Here is a 19852-nt window from a genome sequence, read left to right on the forward strand (position 1 = left end):
TCTAACTTATTAATAGCTACTATGACTCAATAATTGGTTACGATTAACTTAAATCACTTTTTGTGGATACGACAAAAAAGGAGTATAAGTATCGTGGTTATTGTTGTCATGGACTCAGGCTATGAATGCAGCCACACGTTATCAATTATTAAATAATTTTACGATTCTTATTAGTGTTATCGGAGTAGTTATTGCCTTGTTAGATAGTGGTTTTACGCTACCGACGTGGCTCCAGCAAGTATTCCATATTTTCTATTTGGTCATTATCTTGCTGAGCTTTATGGTGACCGCTGGCCGTTATATCTATACTAAAAAGCCATTAACGCTTAATAAGGTCGCCGTCTTTGACGCACTGACTAGCATTGCCATCATCATTTTATTGACCGCGCATTTTACGGACTTAGTACGTTCGGGCCTATCTGCTGCCGTTGATGGCTTTGTCGCGATAAAGATAGCGGTGTTTGTCACCTTCGTCCGCGAACTCTCCGATCACAATTTCAATCTCAATCGTACCTTTCTACATCCTGCCCAGTTTTTTATTCTAAGCTTTTTAGTCGTAGTGCTGGTTGGTGCATTGCTATTGATGATGCCCAATGCGACGACGCAGCCACTGTCTTTTGTTGATGCGCTTTTTACTGCGACCAGTGCGGTTTGTGTGACGGGGCTTATCGTAGTGGATACTGCCACCTATTTTACGACTTTTGGCCAAGTTATTATTATGGGGCTGATACAAATTGGCGGTTTGGGTATTTTGACCTTTGTGACCTATTTCAGTTATTTTTTTAAGGGCGGTGTCAGCTATGAGACGCAAGCCAGCATCAGCGAGATGTCTTATATGCGAGGTATGGGTGATGTGGTGTCGACACTCAAGTCTATCTTATACGTCACATTTGCGGTCGAGGCGGTAGCGGCTGCGCTGATCTATATCAGTATTTATGACATACCCAATATGGACTGGTCTGAGCAGCTATTCTTTTCAGTCTTTCATGCGATTTCTGCTTTTTGTAATGCTGGATTTTCTACATTCAGTGCTGGCTTGTACGATGATTCGCTACGTTTTAATTATTCGCTACAGCTAATTCTGGCGATGACATTTATCTTCGGTGGTATGGGTTTTACCATCGTGGTCAATGTGCTTAGGTATTTACGTTATCGTGCTCAGCGGCTGATAAATCGCCATGACCAAGGCTATATTTATCAGCCTTGGTTACTTAATATCAATAGCCGCATTACTTTGATTACTACAGGTGCATTACTGCTAGTCGGTCTGATTGGGGTGATGATCTTTGAATACAATAATGTGCTCGCTGACCATACCAGTTTTCTTGGGAAGCTAGTGACAGGGTTCTTTACGGCGGCTACCCCGCGTACGGCAGGGTTTAATGTCATTGATATGGGTGAGCTGACTTTTCCAACGGTGATGCTGACGATATTTTTGATGTGGATTGGTGCGTCGCCAAACTCGACAGGTGGTGGTATTAAGACCAGTACCTTTGCGATTGCGCTATTGAATACATTGAGCCTAGCTCGTGGTCAGACCAAGATAGAGGTATTTAAACGAGAGATTGCGGAGATTTCAGTTCGCCGCGCATTTTCTATTATGTGGTTGTCATTACTGGTCATCGGTACGGGCGTGACGCTCATCAGCTATGATCAGCCAGAGCTTGATTTGATTAAAGTAGTGTTTGAATGCTTCTCAGCGTATAGTACGGTGGGCCTAAGTTTAAACCTGACAGCAGACTTATCAGATTTTAGTAAAATAGTGGTTTCGGTCATTATGTTTGTTGGCCGCGTCAGTATGCTGACGATATTTATTGCACTGCTAAAAAATATGCGTCAACGTAATTATCGCTATCCTACTGAAGAGATTACGATTAACTAATCCGTCGTAAACAGACTGAGTCGTTCTTAATAAATAGCAAAAAAATACTAAAAAAGGTTGTTTAAGTTATGAAGTACATCATCGTAGGGCTAGGAAATTTCGGTGCATCGTTAGGCTCGGCATTGACCAGTCAAGGGCATGAAGTAATTGCTATTGATAGTAGTATGCAACGGGTTGAAGCGTATAAAGAAGTGATTTCGCATACGCTGTGTATGGATGCCACGGACGAGTATACGGTTAGCGGATTACCAATCGTTGATACCAATATTGTCATTGTAGCGATTGGCGAAGATCAAGGCGCCAATGTCATGGCAACGGCGTTATTTAAGACGTTAAAAGCAAAACGTTTGATCAGCCGTAGTATCAATCCGCTACATGAAAAAGTCCTACAAGCCATCGGTGTGGATGATTTGATTCACCCTGAAAAAGAGGCGGCCAATCGCTGGGCTAAGCGTCTGTCACTACGTTATTTTGTCGATTCGTTTGAATTGAGCGATAACTTCAGTATGGTAGAGATTAAGATTCCAAATGTGTTGATCGGTAAGACTGTCGACGACTTACAGTTAGAGCAAAAGTTCAATATCCGATTGCTTAGTACGTTGCGCTATGAGTATTATGAAGACAGCTTTGGTCGTACGCAGAGCAAGCCTAGCATCCAAGGTTTGGCAACGCCTGAGCAAGTACTGCAAGAGCGCGATGTACTGGTGATTTATGGTGCCAACAAACACATCAATCAGTTCTTACGTAGTGTGGGTGTGAAAATAAAATAGTAGCTTGCCATCGCAGTGATACCAGAAGGTATAGGGAAATGATTATGAATAAGCGAAGTATATCTGTCCTACTGATCGCTATAATGGCACTACTGTCAGGTTGTGATCAGTCCGCGCAAGACCCGAACGTTCTTCTGTCCGAACATCAAAAAGACCCGATTAAAGAGTTGGCGATTACCTCAGACGTGGATCACAGTCAGTTTGGTTACAAGCAAACCTTTTATGTGCCGATTTATTCTGATATCTATACCGATAGAGACGCTCGCAAGGTGCTGCTATCGGCGACGCTGAGTGTACGTAACACCACGCTCAAAAAGTCACTGTATATTAATAAAATTGATTATTATGATACAGATGGGGCATTGGTCAAGTCATATCTAGATAAGCCTATCGAGCTACCAGCGATGGCCACGCTGAACTATATAGTCGAAAAAGAAGAGGACAAAGGTGGTTCTGGTGCCAACTTTATCATCGAAGTCGAAGGTGTAGATGAGACAGTCAGACCAGTGATAGAAGCGGTCATGATTGGCAACTTTAGCAATAAAGGGTTTGCCTTTAGTACAGAAGGCACGCCCGTGATACATTGATATATGTATCGTCATTACGTAGTTTAGAGTATTAAAAGAGCACTGTAGTATAGGCGAAAATAGTTTCGATTTTGCTATCTAGCGATGATCGTATACATGTATTAAACGAATCAACATGGACAGTTCAATTCAAGGAAGAGTTATGTCTGCAACCAAAGAAGAAATCAGCGCCTTTATGGCATTGGAGTTTCCCCAAACCAAATGCGTCGTCGAGGCGGTCAATGAAAATGGCGCGACCTTATCGCACGAGATCGGTATCAATGAGCTGCGTCCCGGCGGCACAGTTTCGGGACCTGTCATGATGGCTGTCGCTGATGTAGCCATCTATGTGGCGATACTTGGAAGAATTGGTATCGTCCCATTAACGGTGACGACGAGTTTGACCATCAACTTTTTGCGTAAGCCATCAGCAAGTGCTCGTATTATCGCCGAATGTACCTTGATGAAAGTGGGACGCACGTTGATAGTGGGCGAAGTCTCTCTTTATTCAGAAGGCTCTGATGACATCGTGGCTCATGTGGTTGGCACGTATTCGGTGCCGCCTAAGCGTATTGAAGGTTAGCTAGTTTGTCGTGTATTTTACTCACTCACTAGGGTCTGATCCTGGTGGAAACTCATGGCGTAGCTGCGCGACATTAGCAGTAGTCACTGTATCTGTGAAATTATTTAGATCGCTATGCACGTATTGTGTGACAGCTGCTATTTGCTCATCGCTCATCATGCGGTGGAATGATGGCATGCCGCGTAGACCATTGATTAATACACTAATAATATAGTACTTCGATTGCATCTTGCTGTTATTGGCTAGCGGTGGATAGTAGCCTGCGCCTTGCGCGCCTTCACCTTTTTGCATATGACAACCAGCACAAGAGTCATCGTAGAGCTTTTTGCCATTAGTGGCAAAGAACCCCGTTTTACCTTGTGTGCTGCCTTCAAATTTTGCGAGCCATTTTTGCAGGTTGGTATCTTCACTCATGTTTGGTATTGAGCGCACATCGACAATATTGCTGGTGGGTTCAGTGAACTCGTTTTTGGACATATATACGCCGCCCCATGCACCCTGATTGCGACTGGCTTGATTGTCAAAATTGTTGTCAAATACCATGGGTGCGGTCTGCGGGTTGGCGATAGTGGCTGCGTTTTTTGCCTTATACTGACTACAGCCTGGCAACGTTGTTAACGCTATCGACCCACCAACCATGAACATCATCATTGCTTTGCCTGAGCTGAGTGGGCTAAATGGTTTGATTAAGTTTGATGTCACCATGTTCATGATTGTTCCTAATGTGCTTAGTCTCATTGTTATCATCCTTGCTTGAACGGCAGCCTGGTTATTCAAAGCTCATTACTCAAAAGCTGGCTATCCAAGTTTCTTGGCCTTTTGATGTAAGCGTTTGGCAGCATCCATACCGGATAATATCGCGCCTTCTTGCCATGCAGGAATATGTGAGCAATGCTCTCCTGCTAACACAATACGATGATCTATCTCGCATAATGTGTGATAGTACTGCTCACGACTTGACTCGCTCCAGATACCGTAGCAGCCAAGCGACCAAGGGATACGATGCCATGCGACGGATGTGCCTGAGCGGAACTCTTTGGTATATTGCGGATGAATCTGTTTGCCATAGGCGAGCGCGGCATTGATACGCTCTTTGGGAGTCAACGAGTTAAACTTGTATGAGGCTTCCCCAAATCCATAAGCACCAAGCAACACACCTGAGCCTGAGCTAAACATATCTTGTGACGGGTAGGAGATTTGCGAGATGAGCATATCGGTATAAGTGATGCCGCCATAGATCCATTCATCCTCTTCCCAAAACCGTCGTTTAAACTCCAAACCCACTTTGTAAGAGCTATCATAAGGAACGGCTGCCATTGCTTTCTTCATCGGAGCGGAGACGTTGATATCAATCTGAGTCAATATGGACAAAGGAATAGTACAAATGCACTAATCTGCTCGCACGGTTTTGGTGGCACCGTCAGGGCTGTTGCTATCGACATAGTCAACGGTAACCCCAGTTTCGTCTTGATTGATTTTAGTGACTTTGGCATTGAAGGTAATCATATCGCGGCACTCGCGCGTGAACGCATCACCGATTTTTCCCATACCGCCGACAGGCTGAAACATCGTTGGTTGATGCACATGCACGGTATAGTTGCTATAAATGTCCGACCACATGCCTGAGTCTAGTAGCTTATCCATCGGTATGGGGATTGAAGGCTTGGCATCTGGCATCAATCCACCACCCGGATACACACTGTAGCCGCGATGCTTGCCGGTTTCATGGCTTTTGACATAGCGATAGTTTTTATCAAGGACGCCCCAGCCTTTTAGTCCTTCGAGGAGTTTTTCTTTATCCTCTTTATTGACCGTACTATCGAGACTACCTTTATTGACGGCCTTGGACAATAACTCTGATACATAACCGCGAATATCGCTCTGTACTTCGCCCAAGCGCTGCGGCGCACCATTAAAGTGATTGGTACGATGCAGATAGGCGCGATCATTGGTTTGGATAAACGGCTGCAATGCCACACCGAACTTTTTGCAGTAATGAAAGACCGCATAGTGATGGATGGGCAATCGCCATGGCCCACCATTGAAGTAATTGCCTTTTTCGAAGTTGCACGTGACCTCAGCGCCGCCAAGCTCTGTATACTTGTCACCACTATTGAGTGTCCAGCTACGTCCACCGCCACGGTTTTGGTACTCAAGCACCGTCACTTTATAGCCTGCTTTGCGCAGCTCATAGGCAGCAGTTAGACCACCCAATCCTGCACCCAAAACCACGATACTTGCACCAGCCGGTGCGCCTTTGAGATTCATCTCTTCTTTAAAGCTCGACTCGGATGCAAACCCCAACGTGGTCATCGCTTGATACATCGCGGTCGCGCCTGCCGTCTTACCTATCATTGAGAGCAATTGTCGCCGAGTAGGGGATTGGAGCAGGTCATTCATATTAGTATCCTTATCGTGCTGAGTTTTTGCGGTATTATAAATTACCAGTTTTAGGGTTAACTTTTCTCTTTTATCACGCGTATCACATCAGCCGCGCTGACATCGCTGTTAGATAGACCACCAAATTTAACTCGTACATAGTTAGTAATATTAGCAATCTGTGTAGGGCTTAAGTCTTCTGAGAAGCCGGGCATTTTTGGTGCTGTGTTAAAGGCACCTTTCGCGCCAAAGGCAATCACGCCAACGAGCGCATCAGGTTTTACGCGGCGAATGCTACTGAGGCCAACGATGGATGCATAGCGCGCATCGGGCTGGGCGTAACCATCGACGCCATGACAGCTGGCGCAATGTGCTAAATATAAGTCTTTTGGTGAGTTGCTGTTCAGACCACTATTGTTGGCACTGCTGACAGTATTCGTTTTGGTACGCGCCAGATAGTCTTTTTGCTCCAGTAAGTTATAAGTAATCGAGTTACTGACTGGTTGCGGTAGACGAGAGACATTGACAGGTATCAAATAATCATCGGTCTTAATGGCTGGCACGACTTTTAAGTAGTCAGCCATTGCGATCAGGTCTTCATCAGTGAGATAACGCGTACTGTGCGCCACAGCTTCTGCCATCGGGCCGCCCGCGTAAGCGCGCTTATCAAGGGTGCCTGTACGCAGGTAAGTCACGATATCCATTTCGCTCCAACGACCAATCCCTGTGTCGTTGTCAGGGGTGATATTTGGTGCAAACCATTTACCAAGTGGTGCGCCAGATAAATAACGATCTTTATCAAGGCCTTGAGTTAAGTTGCGCGGCGTATGACAGGTACCGCAGTGCTCTAAGTTATTGACCAGATATTCACCGCGCTGCTGAGTTTTCGTCAGTCCTGAGCGATTTTCGGTAGAAGGCACATTGATGACATTCCATGCCAGCATCAAGCTACGAATATTTAACGGGAAAGGCAAATGAGTGGTTTTTTCAGGTGGTTTGTCTACGATAGCAACGGTCTGAAAGTACGCAAATAAGGCGCTGATATCCTCATCTGTCATGCCATGATAGGACGGGTAAGGCATCGCAGGATAAAGCTGATGATTGGGTGCACGACCTTTTTGCAAAATCTTTTTGAAGTCAGATTCAGTATAGTTGCCGATGCCATAGCGCGTTGACGGTGTAATATTGGTCGAGTAGATATTGCCAATGGGCGTCTCAATTGGTACGCCGCCACTATAGTCATCACGGTGGCAAGCCATACAGTCGGCGCTGCGTGCTATGTAAGCGCCGCGATTGGCAAGCGCACTATTAGCAGGGCTGACATTTGGTAGGGTTATTCGACTGGGCAAAGTGTCTATTGGCAAACTGACCGTGCCTGCCATCACGACAGTAGACACTAAGCTGAATCCCAATGTCAGTGTTATTATCGAAGAAAATGACAATGCTGGCATGATTGCAGAAAGTGGTTTCGCAATACTCTTATAATACCGATGAATCATGTCTAATTCCTTTTTAAGCTTTCTGCAAATCACTACCCGTATCTATTCAGACAATGGCGAAACATTAAAAGTACTACTGTCTGGCGGCTTCGACCTTGATACTTAAGTCAAGGTTTTTGGTCAGTCCGAACCAAGCGAATTTATTGATATTCCATTTTGTGCGATTAATCGTAGCAGTGAACTCGCCACCGTAAACATCTTTTCTAATGCTCGTATTTAGATAACAATCGAACTTAGTCGCGGTTAAACTAATTGGGTGGGTCTCGCCATGCAGAGTCAGTTGTCCATCTACCCGAGTGACACGCGGGTTTTTTTATCTTGATTAAAATGCCATCTTGTCGATTCAAACTGCGCTGAAGGAAACCTCTGCATATCGAAAAATTCAGGCCCCGTTAGACTATTATTAAAAGAAGGGTTGCCCGTATTTAAGGAGTTTATCGGTATGATTAATGAGATTTCGCCTGATCTTCGGTTTGGATCGTATCGCAATTGACCTTTGATATTATAAAAATCACCAGTCGTGGCTGAACTCTTAAAGCGTTCAATAGCAAATCGAATATGAGTGTTGGCAGGATTAATAGCGTAACTGGCAGCTTGACTGCTATTTGCAGTGCCTACGAGTAGCAATGGAATGGTCAAAGAAGAATAGATATGTGATGGTTTTGGCCTAATAGACAACAAGCGCATAGCCACATTCCTTTACCGGCTATTGATATAGAGGAGCTTATTCACAAGCGCTATCCGTGCGTTTGCTTAACAATAAGCCAGTGATTGTTTATTATTTATACAGGGTTTTTCAAATACTTAGTAGTGCTATTTTAGTAAAGAGATAACGAACAACTCTGTCATGACCGACCGTCCATTCAAAGTACTGAACATAAGTGCTAACTTTAAGTGTTAGAGTGCTCAATGCTAGACAAGCTAAGACCAGTATGTCTTTTATCATCGCTAGTACTGTGTGTTTTATTCTTAATCGATTGTTTGAAAAATAGGGCTGCGAGCGCACAAGCTATCGTTAATGACAGCAGCATTGAGACCAATGTATGGCTAAAGAAATGATCACCAAACAGCATTTTATACAGTCCCATTGTCCAGCCCAAAACAGTTACTGATATGACTATCTGATAGCGGTATTTTCTCAATGTCGGTAAAAAAACCAGTCCATATAAAGAAAACCCTGCGCTGGCGTGAGCCGCTGGAAAGCATCTGGCAGGCGTTGCTGCTACTATGTTTTGCCAAAGATTGAGGTAGGGCAAATCCCCATTAAAAATAACTAAGTCATTTGGGCAACTGACATGGGTGAAGCCTTTGAGCGTGGCAATGGTAGCAGGTACAACTGCTAATATAATTAGTAGGTAGCTAATCTCGCGCATAGATAAAGGAAGTAGAAATCTATCAAGCTTACTACGATGGAGCTTATTACAGGTTAAGGCAGTAGCATTAAGCCTTGACTGTCTGTACTTGATAACTAAAACGGCTATGAGATAGACAGCCAAAAGAATCAACAACGCTTTGGGTAGATCATAAAAGATAAACGCATAAGGCTGCGCGCCTTTTTCGAGTAGCCAGTGACCATTGTTGTAAAAAAGCTTACTGATGCGTACATCTAATTGGCTATGCTCAAAAACTAAGGTGGCCATGATGGTCACGCACAGTAGTTTTAGCCAGTCCCAAGTCATTGCGTTGTTTTCTGAAGTCATGACTACACCTAATAACGTATATGCGATGTTGATGGATTTTAATACGACCTTTGTTTTATTGTTTACCTAAGATAGCGCTAGCAACGCATTGTGCTGTTAGGCGAGTGCTCGCCATGTTTTAATAAAATAGAGCAGACTTTAATAAAATAGAGCAGATAATGCCATTACCCATAAAACCATTAACAAACTTAACGCTAAGAACTGCGCCGCAGAGCCGACATCTTTTGCGATTTTTGCGAGTGGGTGTTTGGCGGTTGAAGTATGGTCAACGCAAGCTTCGAGTCCTGTGTTGATTAGCTCAATAATTAAAGATAAAAAAGACGCGACGACTAGCATCATTTTTATACCAAGCGCAAAAGGCAAAACGATGACAGCAGCTAGCAGTACAAGATTGAGCCACACAACTTGTCTAAAAGCTGCTTCAAATTTATATGCGGCCTTAAAGCCATCTATAGAGTAACCAGTGGCTTTTATAATGCGGTAAATTCCTGTTTTGCCTTTGGCATGACTTGCGAAGCTGTCAGCTGCAAGTGCACTATCATGTGCTGTTTGGTTGACAGAACTATGCTCGGCTAACGGCTCTATAAGGTTGGTATGAGTGATTTGCTTCATAGGACATCCTTAATGGTCTATTAAAATTAAGATAGCCTGAGTATAAGACGGGAGAGGTTAAGAAAACGTTAAGAGGATATAGATGGATAAGAATAAAGCGTAATGGGTGTTTAAATTTTTCATTTCCCAATCAGTAATCAATGATTAGGAAATGAAGATGTCTTTGGACTATCACAAGGTTACTTATAATAAATACTAAAGGTGCTACCACCTGAGCGATTGGCTTGGTGAGTGAGCTGCCAGCCCATATGCGACATGATACGCTGGACGATACTGAGTCCTAGACCTGACCCTTCAACCTTATGTTTTGTCTCATGCTCTGACAACAGGATTGTTTGCTCGTCTTTATATTGAGACTCTAATCGCTCAAACCGTTCATAGAGTAAAGGCATCATCGCCTCAGGAATACCTAAGCCAGTATCAGTCACCGTGATTTTTTCGTCATCGATAGTAATGGTCACTTCGCCATCATCGGTATATTGAAAAGCATTTTTTATGAGGTTGCCTAATGCCATTTTTAGGAGTTCGGGGCGTACGTAAGCGCTGTATTCCTGCTCAGCAATTATCTGACAAGTGACAGACTTATACCGCAGCAAGTATTTTAGGCGCTGCATTTCCGCTAAAGCGATACTATTAATAGAGGTTTGCGGTGCGTCTAACTTTTCAGGCGCGCGCGATAGTAGAAGCAGGGCGGTGATGATCTCAGAAGTTTCTTTGGCAGTAGTGCTAATGCGATTGGTAAATTCATTTAAGTGGCTGTCAGCGTCTAATTGCGAGGCCAACACTTCAGAAGCTCCCATGATAATAGTCAACGGCGTGCGTAACTCGTGGCTGACATCACCAGTAAACAGTTGCTCGCGCTTGAGATATTGCTCTAACTTGTGGTTTTTCTCATCGATGGCCCGTGCCAAGACACCAACCTCAGATGGCAAGTGTGTCAAATCGCTTAAGTTATGATGATCGGTCTCGATGGCTTGCTTCAAATCCAATAAAGGCTTGATGATCTGTTTGGAAGATAACTGAGAGAAGATAGCGGCGATAAGTAAGCTTAGAATCACGGCTACTTTTAGCGTATCTGCAAATATGTCTTCTAGGTGCTCAAATATCGCCAAGACTGGGTAATTTCCCATCACCATTTCGGTGTTTTCTAGGTAAGTCAAAATATAGGTTTGACCATCTTGAGTATAGGCGAAAAGATGCAGGTTGGCATGACCTGCTCCAGAGGTTTTACTAACAGTGACAGAAGTCTCTTGTACCGTGTCATTGGCTATCGCTTGCAAACTGGCAGGTGCTTTGTCATAGCGATAAATCTTGATACCTGGTTCGGCGACATAAATAGGTTGGTCACCGTACTTTTCTTGACTGAGTTCTAGCTGCTGCAATAGGCGAGCCTTGACCAAATCTTGCTCTATTCGGCTCTCCGCGTACAAGAAAATACTGACAAAAGCTGCGCACAGTAATAACGCGAATATGAAGTAAGACAGTCTGAACTTATTGGCTATCGAGTCTATATTGAGCATGGCATGAGACAACTTAATAGAAAAAGGCGATATATAACAGGGCTATATGTAATAGAGCGATAAATACGATATGGTAAGTCGGTTAGTAAGTCACATGAGGTTTATTCAATTCATGCTGCAATCACAACTACGCGCTTGCTGATTTGTTAGGGTCAACAACTTGGTAACCTACGCCAGGTACTGTGACTATCATGGGTGTGTCAAATGGCTTATCAACCTGTGCGCGCACACTATGCATATGGGTGCGCAGTGCATCACTACTCGGTATATCTAGTCCCCATACTTTTTCTTCAATCTCAGTTTTACTGACGACTCTAGGCGCTGCACTCATGAGGATGTGCAATATTTTAAAGCCAGTGGGGGTAAGCTTCAGTGATTGTCCCTCACGCATAATAGTATGCTCACTATTGTTTAAGGACAACGCTCCGACCGCAATACTGTGGGCAAAATGATCGTCCTCGGTGCGACGTATGAGCGCTTTGATACGACATTCCAACTCGACCAACGAAAACGGCTTGACCAAATAATCATCAGCACCGCTATCAAAACCAGCGACTTTATCCAAGATTGTATCGCGAGCTGTGAGCATTAATACGGGAGTCTTGTCATGTAACTCTTCTCTGAGTTTTTTGCACAGCTGCGTGCCATCCATACCTGGCAGCATCACATCTAGCAATATCACGTCATAACGATTGTTTGAGGCAAGTGTTAGCCCGCTATAGCCATTATGCGCGTTGTCCAATTCAAACCCTTTTGGCTCAAAAAACGCGTAAATATTGGCCACGATATCAGGGTTGTCTTCAATGACGAGTATCTTGTACATGATGCTGACCTAAAAAATAGTGGTTACCTAAAAGGACTGAGTAATATAAAAACGAATGTAGAGAGCTGTTTTAATAAATTATTTGGAATAACTCACTTTTAACCACTCAATTAGAATTGGCCAGTTTGAAAAAAGTTGCTGCACCTTTGACTTCATCGGTCGTAATACCAAAGAAGCTCAGCAACGTCGGGGTAATGAAATCGTGCGACACAGGCTCATTTACCATACTAGAAAGACTTTCAGTATCGATACTATTGCTGTTGGGCGACCAAACTATCGTAGGCACGTGTTTTTGGCTATCTGGTGCAAATTTATAGGGTAAGCCGTGAAGGTAGATATTATTTTCACCCAAACTCTCCCCATGATCACTAATATATACCATTACCACATCATAATCTTGCTCATAAGGCTTTAACGTATCAATCACATTACTCAAAAAGTGATCAGTATAGCGAATCGCATTATCGTAACCATTTATCACAGACTGAGCATCACATTTAGACAGCTCATTGGTCATGCAAACAGGATTATATTTTTCAAATGCTTTGGGATAGCGCTGATAATAGGCGGGGCCATGATTGCCCATTTGATGCAGCAAAATAAGTGTGTCTTTCGGCATCTCTTGCTGTGAGCTGCCTGACTTTACAAGTGCATCAAACCCATCAAGCATACCGATATCTCGGCATTCGACATCACAGTTCGGATTGGTATCAGCCGTTTTGTAGTCCTCAAAAGTAACACGATCAGCCACGCCTTTAGAGCTGGAGTTATTGTCGCGCCAAATAACATTAACCCCTTGCTTACTTAGTGTATCTAGTACGTTTTCATTATACTTGGCTGTATCGATATCGTAGTCTGCTCGATTTGCATAGCTGAACATGCAGGGTACGGAGTAGGCCGTAGAGGTGCCGCAAGAGACAGCATTCTGAAAACTATAGAGGTCTGATTGTTTTGAGAGCAGCGGTGTGGTGTTGCGTGTATAGCCATTTAAACCGAAGTGATCAGCGCGAGCCGTTTCCCCAACCACAAACACCATCAGTTTTGGTTTAGCATTGCCACTCACACTATTAGCAGGTGACACACGCTTTGCATCTGTCGCATGTAGCGTGAAAGTATCAGGACGGCGTAGCTCATCGATATAGTTTTCGCCAAGTTTGATCGTAGAGTAAATAGGCGTGATCGGGTTAGCATAATAACGGACTTGTTTATGCTGACGAAAGAAGCTGGCGTACTGGTCACCAAAGGGTAAAAGACACGCTGCGATCAATGCGATAGACAATATCAACGTGGCTGTTTTTTGTAGAATACTGCGTTGCCAAGTAAAGCGTTTTAGACGAATTTTGCTAATGATAAATGCTGGCAACACGCCTAATATCAGCAGTCGAATGACCATGCTGGGGGCAAACAATCCCATCGCCTCTGCTTGATCGGTCTCCAGACTGTTAATCAGCATGTTGGTGTCAAATATCGTCCCATAAGCATCGGTAAAATAACCGCAGATAGCGGCAGTAATCAGTAGCGCAATCAACACTGGTTTGGCAATAGGGCGATAGCAAAGCAGCTGTAATACCAGCCACATCAGTCCAAATAACAAACCTGTGATGGAGAGTATAAAACCCATGTTTGTGCTAAATGGATAGACATTTAGCACCTGCTCAAAGAACGCAATATTTGCAGTCGCTACCAAATATAAAGCCACGATAATAATAAGATAACTGAGATTTATCTCACGATTATAGAGCTTACTAAGGTAGCTGGTCTTTGTATTGGCGTTGGGTGCTTTGATTTTGAGCACATTGGTCTTGATGACTTGAGGTATGGACATACAGATACTTCTCAACAGATGGTAGGAAACGTCATTCCTTACCATAGCAAGTGGTCTGTTAAGAAGATGTTAAGGCGGTTGATGCTAACTAGAATAAGTTAGATGGTGAGGTGTTTTCTGAGATGATTTTATACATTTAAGTCAGGCAGGATTCATCATTGCCATCAATTGGGGTTTGTCCTTTATGGTGATAAAACCATAATGCATATCAATAAGGTGCTGCTTTTGCCATGATTGAATAATTTTATTGATAGTTTGTCTAGTAGTGCCAAGCATAAAGCCTAGCTCTTCTTGCGATAAGCGCAGATCTATTTTGATATCGTCTCCTATTTGCTGTCCATAAGTGTCGATCAGTCCAATCAGCATGCTAGCCAATCGCGCTGAGGTATTGAGTGAGGTAGCATCGTCAATCCAATCAAATGCTCGGCGAATCCGCTGGCAAGTTATAAGCGCCAGATGCTTGTATAAAATAGGATGCAACTGCGCTGTCTGAATGACTAGGTTTCTTGGGATTGAGATGAGCGTTACTTTGTTAATCGTCCACGCATCATGTGTGCGAGGATTGTCATCTATGATAGATATTTCACCAAACCACTCACCACTAGATAGATGCGCCAACGTCATGGCATGGCCACTAGCGCTCACGTTACAGACTCTAATCGCACCCGACACGACAAAGTGTAGCGCCGCATCATCGTTGTCACCGATGGCATGAATCATTTGGCCTTTTTGGTATACCTTTAGCACCGCATCGCCTGCCAGTAGTGGCTGCACAATGGCTGGCAATTGACTAAACCATGGGTCGTTATTTAAATAATGATTGATATTCATAAGTGTAATGTTTTTGACAGATTTGGTTTTATGAAATGGTGTAAAGTAATCATTCAGGATATCTAACACAGTAAAGGAATACACTATGCAAGCAACTATGCAAACCGCGACATCGACCGATTCAACCTCGAGTGTACACCATAATATGAGCGAACAAGAGTGGCAGATGCGCGTAAATCTTGCCGCCTGTTATCGAATGATTGCCTCTTATGGCTGGGATGATTTGGTATTCACTCACATCTCTGCGCGCGTACCAGGTACTGAGGATGAGTTTTTAATCAATCCGTACGGGATGTTATTTGAAGAGATTACCGCCTCTAGTTTGGTCAAGGTCAATAAAGCAGGCGAAAAAGTAGCACCATCAGAGTTTGAGGTTAATCCAGCTGGATTTATCATTCATAGTGCTGTGCACGAAGCTCGTGATGATGCGCATTGTGTTATTCATTTGCACACAAATGATGGCGTTGCCGTCTCAGCGCAAGAAAAAGGCCTGCTACCTATCTCGCAACAATCATTATTTCCGCTATCTAACTTGGCATACCACGACTACGAAGGCGTCGCATTAAACCCTGAAGAAAAGGTTCGTTTGGTTGCTGATCTAGGTGATGCTCACTTTATGATTTTGCGTAACCATGGTCTGCTCACTTGTGCCGATACGGTCGCCAATGCGTTCTTGTACATGTATATCATGCAAAGAGCGTGTGAGATTCAGATCAAAGCGCAGAGTGGGGGCGGTGCATTGACGCCAATACCAGCACAAATATTGGCTGGTATCCAAGCTGCATCAGAGCAGGTGACTAGAGGAGCAAATGGTGATATCGCATGGCCTGCTTTATTAAGAAAGCTGCGTCGTACTGACCCATCATTTGAGGAGTAAATCTCTAATGATAACTCTTGATGAGTGGCAACCTCTACCATGTCAAGGTAGGTCGACGAAAATGCTTATTGTGATAATATCTTACATTCATTGACCTTTATGGCCTGTAGATATTATACGATTGAATAATCACAATGTAAATTATAATGCAATAAAATTTAACTCGTATTTAGGCACTGTATTTTTATAGTGTTTTTACCTCTACTCAAGCCCTTCTCAGAACAAAAAAACTATGTTTGTTCGTTGAGAATCTATTCTTATTACGTCTGCTATTGTCGTTTTTGAATTTCTACGTATTGTTTCTACTGCTTATTCTCTGCATAATATAAGGAGATTACTGTTCTAATCTCTGCATATCTCTGGGGAACGTATGAAGCATACTACTTATATTCATGAGCACTCAAATTGGACTGAATGGCAATGGTCGGACAAGAAGCTATTGCCATTCGTCAGTCGTGTGCGGATATTACAAGGCCATTTATTAGGAAAGCTACTAACACTAGGGTTCGATCTGAATGTTGAGGCACAATTAGATGCGGTGACCTTAGAGATTATCAAAACTTCTGAGATAGAAGGTGAGACGCTAAATGATGAGCAGGTTCGTTCTTCAGTTGCGCGGCACTTAGGGCTGGATAATGCCAGTATGCCAACCACTACTCGTGAGATCGATGCAGTGGTAGAGATGATGCTAAGTGCCACCTATCGTTATCAACAACCGTTATTATTAGATGATCTACTCGGATGGCATCGAGCATTATTTCCAAATGGATATAGTGGGCTTTATCGTATTCAAGCAGGCAGTATCCGTGATGATAGTAAAGGACCGATGCAAGTAGTGTCTGGTGGGTATGGTCGTGAGCAGGTTCATTTTGTTGCCCCCAGTGCAGATAGGTTGCCAGATGAGCTAGACAAATTTCTATTATGGTTTAATACTTCGTCAAATAAGCAAGACGATATAGATTTGGTCATAAAAGCAGGTGTTGCTCATTTATGGTTTGTGACTCTGCATCCATTTGATGATGGAAACGGACGACTAACACGAGCACTCACAGAACGAATGCTGGCAAAAAGCGATAACAGTGCCCAACGCTTTTATAGTATGTCAGCGCAAATTCTTAAACAGCGCAACGACTATTACAAAATACTAGAACGTACGCAAAAAGGTGATAAAGATATCACGGATTGGCTGGTGTGGTTTTTGCAAACGCTAGAGCAATCCCTCATTATAGCTCAAGAAACCACGGATAAAATTATCAATAAGGCAGGCTTTTGGCAGACGCATCGACAGCATGCTTTAAATGATAGGCAGGTGAAGATGTTAAATATTTTGCTGACTGATTTTTATGGCAAACTCACCACTAAAAAATGGGCGACCATGACTAAGTGTTCTATAGACACGGCACTAAGAGATATTAATGATTTAATAGAGAAGGATATGATGCAAAAATCTGTAGCATCAGGACGCAGTACGAGTTATGAGGTGGCTTTGCGATAAGGATTATGTACTTTGAGTTTGACCGTAAGGCTGTTTAATTTAAATATCCCAAGTTCAGGTTTGCTGTTACTTCAGCATCGTTCACTAAGGTCGTATTGAAATAACACTTCATTGTATGGGTTATTTAAGCTCCTAGATTCAAATAAGAAGTGCAACGTTTTAAAAGAATGAGTTGAAGAGTAAGATGTGCCGTGTTGCATTTCAAACTTCAACTCCTACATATCAGAACGTTATGAAACACTATACACATCTTACCCAAGAGCAAAGATATCAAATATCAGCGCTATTGCAAGCTAAAAAAGGCATGAGTGAAATAGCTAGAATTATTGGCTGTCATAAATCAACGGTGAGTCGAGAGATAAGGCGAAACATGGGACAAAGGGGTTATCGCCCCAAACAAGCCCATCGATTGGCAAACGCGCGCAAAGTTGTGAATAGCTCACAGATCAGCCGCTTTGGCTGGTGCTATATTGATCATCTACTCAGCAAGCACTACTCACTTGAGCAAATCACAGGGCGACTGAGAATGCTGGGTTGGCAAGAGGTCCCAAGCCATGAATCGATATATCAACACATCTATACTGACAAAAAGGCAGGGGGTAACTTACATAGCGCCCTTAGATGTCAAAAGCGCTATAGGAAACGCCGTCTGCAAGGTTATGATAGGCGCGGAAAGATAGCGAACCGCTGTGATATCACTGAGCGTCCAAGTATCATTGATACGCGCAGTCGTATGGGTGATTATGAAGGGGATACGGTGGTTGGTCGTGGACATCAAGGTGTGCTTGTCACTCTAGTGGATAGAACAACTCGAGAGACTAAGATCAAAGCGCTACCCAATCGCAAGGCAGTAGCCGTCACACAAGCTTGTATTGGCATGCTAAAAGGTGAACAGGCGTTTTGATAAAGTCTGAAAATGATCTTGGAAGACGATTTTATATAAACCCTTTATATAATATGTTATCAACTCAATTTGTGGGAGTTAGTTACAAGTAGCACTGTGAGATAATGATTGATACAATGATGGGTATGATTCCCCCAACTCGCAAAAATTTAGCAGACTCAATGAATATTAGTGTAAGTACCTTACAAAGGCGGCTCGATGAAGAAGGTACCTCATTCCAAGAAGTTTTAGAGGAAACGAGAAAGCGCCTAGCTAAAATGTATTTAACTGAACAGAATTTATCAACAACCGATATTGCGTATTTATTGGGCTACAAATCACACAGTCAGTTTTTCAGAGTTTTTAAAAATTGGTTTGGAATAACACCTAAAAACTATCAAAACAATCTTGCGTATCACATAGAGAGCCACAACAATTAACGTCAACGCATTATAAACTATGATTGAGTATTATCTCAAAACGAGCTTAGCTTATTGCAGCCAGCGTATAACTTAACCAATAAATTAGGAATCTACTATGGAAAAGGTATTTAAAAAGGCCATCACTACTATTATGCTACCAACGATTTTTTTTGGTATATCTGCCTGTGCTACTACTAGCAATAATAGTATTGATAACGATGGAGATAGCCGACGTGTTGGCAAAGTCGCATGGAATAACCAAGTAGATACTGATATTAGTAAGATGCTAGCAGAACAAGTGGCTAATGACGAAACTCGCCTGATATTCATCCGAAAAAATGATAATGATCCTGAGCAAACCAGTGCCAACATCGCAATCAACGACAGATTTCAAGTCAGCCTACATCCTGGTAACTACACCGCCGTCAACTCTTGTGTAGGCACAAACCAACTAAGCGCTCATGCCACTGGCTTTAAAGACAATAACTTGCTCGCTGAGCAAAAAGATTACCAATTAGCTAGTGGTCAAACGTACTTCTTCTACGTAGACATGGACGAAAGTGGACAAGGAACACTGGATCAGATAACAACAGAGAGTGCATTGCCATTATTAGCAACCAAGCGCTATCAAACGCACCAAATTAGTCGTGTCGTCCCCAACTGTCCTACACCAGTGATTGCAATACCACCAGTAACGCAGCCAGCACCAGTAGTAGAACAACCAGCCGTATTAACTGAAAAAATGACTATTGAACTCGAAGTACTGTTTGACACCGACAAATCTATAGTAAAACCAGACTACTATTCTAAGATCTCTGAAGTAGCAGAGTTTATGGCGCAATATCCTAATACGTTAGTTACTATCGAGGGACATACTGATAGCCGTGCTAGTGAAAAATATAACCAAGCATTATCACAACGTAGAGTAGATGCTGTAAAAGAAGTGTTAATCACTCAATTTGGGACTGCACCTGAGCGTCTGAATGCCATTGGTTATGGTGAGTTACAGCCAAGAGCCAGCAATAATACTGTAGAAGGCCGTCAGCTTAATCGCCGTGTGATTGCCATTATTGAAGAGCGACCAAATAATTAATATCAAATAAATTTCAGGTGTAATAGACAAAATTCAGGCTAAAAACTAGCGGTTAATCTCTAATGGACATTTTTCAGGCTAATTAGCAGAGT

The 19852-nt window shown here is 43.0% G+C and carries 19 protein-coding genes and 1 pseudogene; 9 read left to right on the plus strand and 11 right to left on the minus strand.

Annotation, left to right across the window (positions count from 1 at the left end):
• Positions 1–121: 121 nt before the first annotated feature.
• The 4 genes from QO187_RS11210 (at position 122) to QO187_RS11225 (ending at position 3801) form a co-directional block, all read left to right on the plus strand.
• Positions 122–1882: a TrkH family potassium uptake protein gene (locus QO187_RS11210; RefSeq protein WP_371548390.1), complete on the plus strand. Its 1761-nt coding sequence runs from the start codon at positions 122–124 to the stop codon at positions 1880–1882.
• A 68-nt stretch (positions 1883–1950) separates the two neighbouring features.
• The gene (locus QO187_RS11215; protein ID WP_102093707.1) at positions 1951–2652 is read left to right on the plus strand and encodes a TrkA family potassium uptake protein; all 702 of its coding nucleotides are present in this window, start codon (positions 1951–1953) and stop codon (positions 2650–2652) included.
• A 44-nt stretch (positions 2653–2696) separates the two neighbouring features.
• Positions 2697–3239: a DUF3124 domain-containing protein gene (locus QO187_RS11220; RefSeq protein ID WP_101206454.1), complete on the plus strand. Its 543-nt coding sequence runs from the start codon at positions 2697–2699 to the stop codon at positions 3237–3239.
• 142 nt (positions 3240–3381) lie between these two features.
• On the plus strand, positions 3382–3801 hold the full coding sequence (locus QO187_RS11225; RefSeq protein WP_102093709.1) for a PaaI family thioesterase: 420 nt from the start codon (positions 3382–3384) through the stop codon (positions 3799–3801).
• 21 nt (positions 3802–3822) lie between these two features.
• On the opposite strand, the gene QO187_RS11230 is transcribed toward QO187_RS11225, so the two are convergent.
• The 11 genes and pseudogenes from QO187_RS11230 to QO187_RS11280 form a co-directional block, all read right to left on the minus strand.
• Positions 3823–4512, minus strand: a complete 690-nt coding sequence (locus QO187_RS11230) for a cytochrome c (protein ID WP_371548392.1) — start codon at positions 4510–4512, stop codon at positions 3823–3825.
• An 87-nt stretch (positions 4513–4599) separates the two neighbouring features.
• Positions 4600–6201: pseudogene (locus tag QO187_RS11235) on the minus strand (flavin monoamine oxidase family protein).
• 56 nt (positions 6202–6257) lie between these two features.
• Positions 6258–7631 (minus strand): cytochrome c, encoded by a 1374-nt coding sequence (locus tag QO187_RS11240; RefSeq protein ID WP_102093729.1) that lies wholly within the window; start codon positions 7629–7631, stop codon positions 6258–6260.
• 121 nt (positions 7632–7752) lie between these two features.
• The gene (locus QO187_RS11245; protein ID WP_322868753.1) at positions 7753–7959 is read right to left on the minus strand and encodes a YceI family protein; all 207 of its coding nucleotides are present in this window, start codon (positions 7957–7959) and stop codon (positions 7753–7755) included.
• 8 nt (positions 7960–7967) lie between these two features.
• The gene (locus QO187_RS11250) at positions 7968–8366 is read right to left on the minus strand and encodes a YceI family protein (protein ID WP_265734908.1); all 399 of its coding nucleotides are present in this window, start codon (positions 8364–8366) and stop codon (positions 7968–7970) included.
• A gap of 203 nt (positions 8367–8569) precedes the next feature.
• Complete coding sequence (locus QO187_RS11255; RefSeq protein WP_102093710.1) at positions 8570–9379, minus strand: PAP2 family lipid A phosphatase; 810 nt, start codon at positions 9377–9379, stop codon at positions 8570–8572.
• 138 nt (positions 9380–9517) lie between these two features.
• Complete coding sequence (locus QO187_RS11260; protein WP_371548395.1) at positions 9518–9991, minus strand: diacylglycerol kinase; 474 nt, start codon at positions 9989–9991, stop codon at positions 9518–9520.
• 179 nt (positions 9992–10170) lie between these two features.
• Complete coding sequence (locus QO187_RS11265) at positions 10171–11511, minus strand: sensor histidine kinase (RefSeq protein ID WP_371548397.1); 1341 nt, start codon at positions 11509–11511, stop codon at positions 10171–10173.
• Between the two features lie 127 nt (positions 11512–11638).
• Positions 11639–12334, minus strand: coding sequence for a response regulator transcription factor (locus QO187_RS11270; protein WP_371548399.1), 696 nt, complete (start codon positions 12332–12334; stop codon positions 11639–11641).
• A gap of 106 nt (positions 12335–12440) precedes the next feature.
• On the minus strand, positions 12441–14159 hold the full coding sequence (locus tag QO187_RS11275; protein WP_371548400.1) for a phosphoethanolamine transferase: 1719 nt from the start codon (positions 14157–14159) through the stop codon (positions 12441–12443).
• Between the two features lie 141 nt (positions 14160–14300).
• Entirely contained in the window at positions 14301–14990 is a 690-nt protein-coding gene (locus tag QO187_RS11280) for a Crp/Fnr family transcriptional regulator (protein ID WP_371548401.1), read from the minus strand.
• 85 nt (positions 14991–15075) lie between these two features.
• Between QO187_RS11280 and QO187_RS11285 the strand changes: the two genes are divergently transcribed.
• The 5 genes from QO187_RS11285 to QO187_RS11305 all read left to right on the plus strand — a co-directional run bounded on the left by QO187_RS11285 (position 15076) and on the right by QO187_RS11305 (position 19760).
• Positions 15076–15867, plus strand: a complete 792-nt coding sequence (locus tag QO187_RS11285; RefSeq protein ID WP_228153196.1) for a class II aldolase/adducin family protein — start codon at positions 15076–15078, stop codon at positions 15865–15867.
• Positions 15868–16237: 370 nt separating this feature from the next.
• Positions 16238–17362 carry a Fic family protein gene (locus QO187_RS11290; RefSeq protein ID WP_102093720.1) on the plus strand — a complete coding sequence of 375 codons (1125 nt, stop codon included), beginning with the start codon at positions 16238–16240 and terminating at the stop codon, positions 17360–17362.
• A 232-nt stretch (positions 17363–17594) separates the two neighbouring features.
• Positions 17595–18266, plus strand: coding sequence for an IS30 family transposase (locus QO187_RS11295; RefSeq protein ID WP_185156617.1), 672 nt, complete (start codon positions 17595–17597; stop codon positions 18264–18266).
• A gap of 104 nt (positions 18267–18370) precedes the next feature.
• Positions 18371–18685, plus strand: a complete 315-nt coding sequence (locus QO187_RS11300; protein ID WP_201571278.1) for a helix-turn-helix transcriptional regulator — start codon at positions 18371–18373, stop codon at positions 18683–18685.
• A gap of 97 nt (positions 18686–18782) precedes the next feature.
• Complete coding sequence (locus QO187_RS11305; protein ID WP_102092621.1) at positions 18783–19760, plus strand: OmpA family protein; 978 nt, start codon at positions 18783–18785, stop codon at positions 19758–19760.
• Positions 19761–19852: the final 92 nt, after the last annotated feature.

Origin of the sequence: Psychrobacter sp. Arc9 (assembly GCF_041431295.1) — a bacterium.
GTDB lineage: Bacteria > Pseudomonadota > Gammaproteobacteria > Pseudomonadales > Moraxellaceae > Psychrobacter.

What these genes read in the sequence shown, in the direction of transcription:
- QO187_RS11210 (WP_371548390.1), top strand. Translation starts at nt 122, where the DNA reads ATGAATGCAGCCACACGTTATCAATTATTAAATAATTTTACGATTCTT.
- QO187_RS11215 (WP_102093707.1), top strand. Translation starts at nt 1,951, where the DNA reads ATGAAGTACATCATCGTAGGGCTAGGAAATTTCGGTGCATCGTTAGGC.
- QO187_RS11220 (WP_101206454.1), top strand. Translation starts at nt 2,697, where the DNA reads ATGAATAAGCGAAGTATATCTGTCCTACTGATCGCTATAATGGCACTA.
- QO187_RS11225 (WP_102093709.1), top strand. Translation starts at nt 3,382, where the DNA reads ATGTCTGCAACCAAAGAAGAAATCAGCGCCTTTATGGCATTGGAGTTT.
- QO187_RS11230 (WP_371548392.1), bottom strand. Translation starts at nt 4,512, where the DNA reads ATGAACATGGTGACATCAAACTTAATCAAACCATTTAGCCCACTCAGC.
- QO187_RS11240 (WP_102093729.1), bottom strand. Translation starts at nt 7,631, where the DNA reads ATGCCAGCATTGTCATTTTCTTCGATAATAACACTGACATTGGGATTC.
- QO187_RS11250 (WP_265734908.1), bottom strand. Translation starts at nt 8,366, where the DNA reads ATGCGCTTGTTGTCTATTAGGCCAAAACCATCACATATCTATTCTTCT.
- QO187_RS11255 (WP_102093710.1), bottom strand. Translation starts at nt 9,379, where the DNA reads ATGACTTCAGAAAACAACGCAATGACTTGGGACTGGCTAAAACTACTG.
- QO187_RS11260 (WP_371548395.1), bottom strand. Translation starts at nt 9,991, where the DNA reads ATGAAGCAAATCACTCATACCAACCTTATAGAGCCGTTAGCCGAGCAT.
- QO187_RS11265 (WP_371548397.1), bottom strand. Translation starts at nt 11,511, where the DNA reads ATGCTCAATATAGACTCGATAGCCAATAAGTTCAGACTGTCTTACTTC.
- QO187_RS11270 (WP_371548399.1), bottom strand. Translation starts at nt 12,334, where the DNA reads ATGTACAAGATACTCGTCATTGAAGACAACCCTGATATCGTGGCCAAT.
- QO187_RS11275 (WP_371548400.1), bottom strand. Translation starts at nt 14,159, where the DNA reads ATGTCCATACCTCAAGTCATCAAGACCAATGTGCTCAAAATCAAAGCA.
- QO187_RS11280 (WP_371548401.1), bottom strand. Translation starts at nt 14,990, where the DNA reads ATGAATATCAATCATTATTTAAATAACGACCCATGGTTTAGTCAATTG.
- QO187_RS11285 (WP_228153196.1), top strand. Translation starts at nt 15,076, where the DNA reads ATGCAAGCAACTATGCAAACCGCGACATCGACCGATTCAACCTCGAGT.
- QO187_RS11290 (WP_102093720.1), top strand. Translation starts at nt 16,238, where the DNA reads ATGAAGCATACTACTTATATTCATGAGCACTCAAATTGGACTGAATGG.
- QO187_RS11295 (WP_185156617.1), top strand. Translation starts at nt 17,595, where the DNA reads ATGAAACACTATACACATCTTACCCAAGAGCAAAGATATCAAATATCA.
- QO187_RS11300 (WP_201571278.1), top strand. Translation starts at nt 18,371, where the DNA reads ATGATTGATACAATGATGGGTATGATTCCCCCAACTCGCAAAAATTTA.
- QO187_RS11305 (WP_102092621.1), top strand. Translation starts at nt 18,783, where the DNA reads ATGGAAAAGGTATTTAAAAAGGCCATCACTACTATTATGCTACCAACG.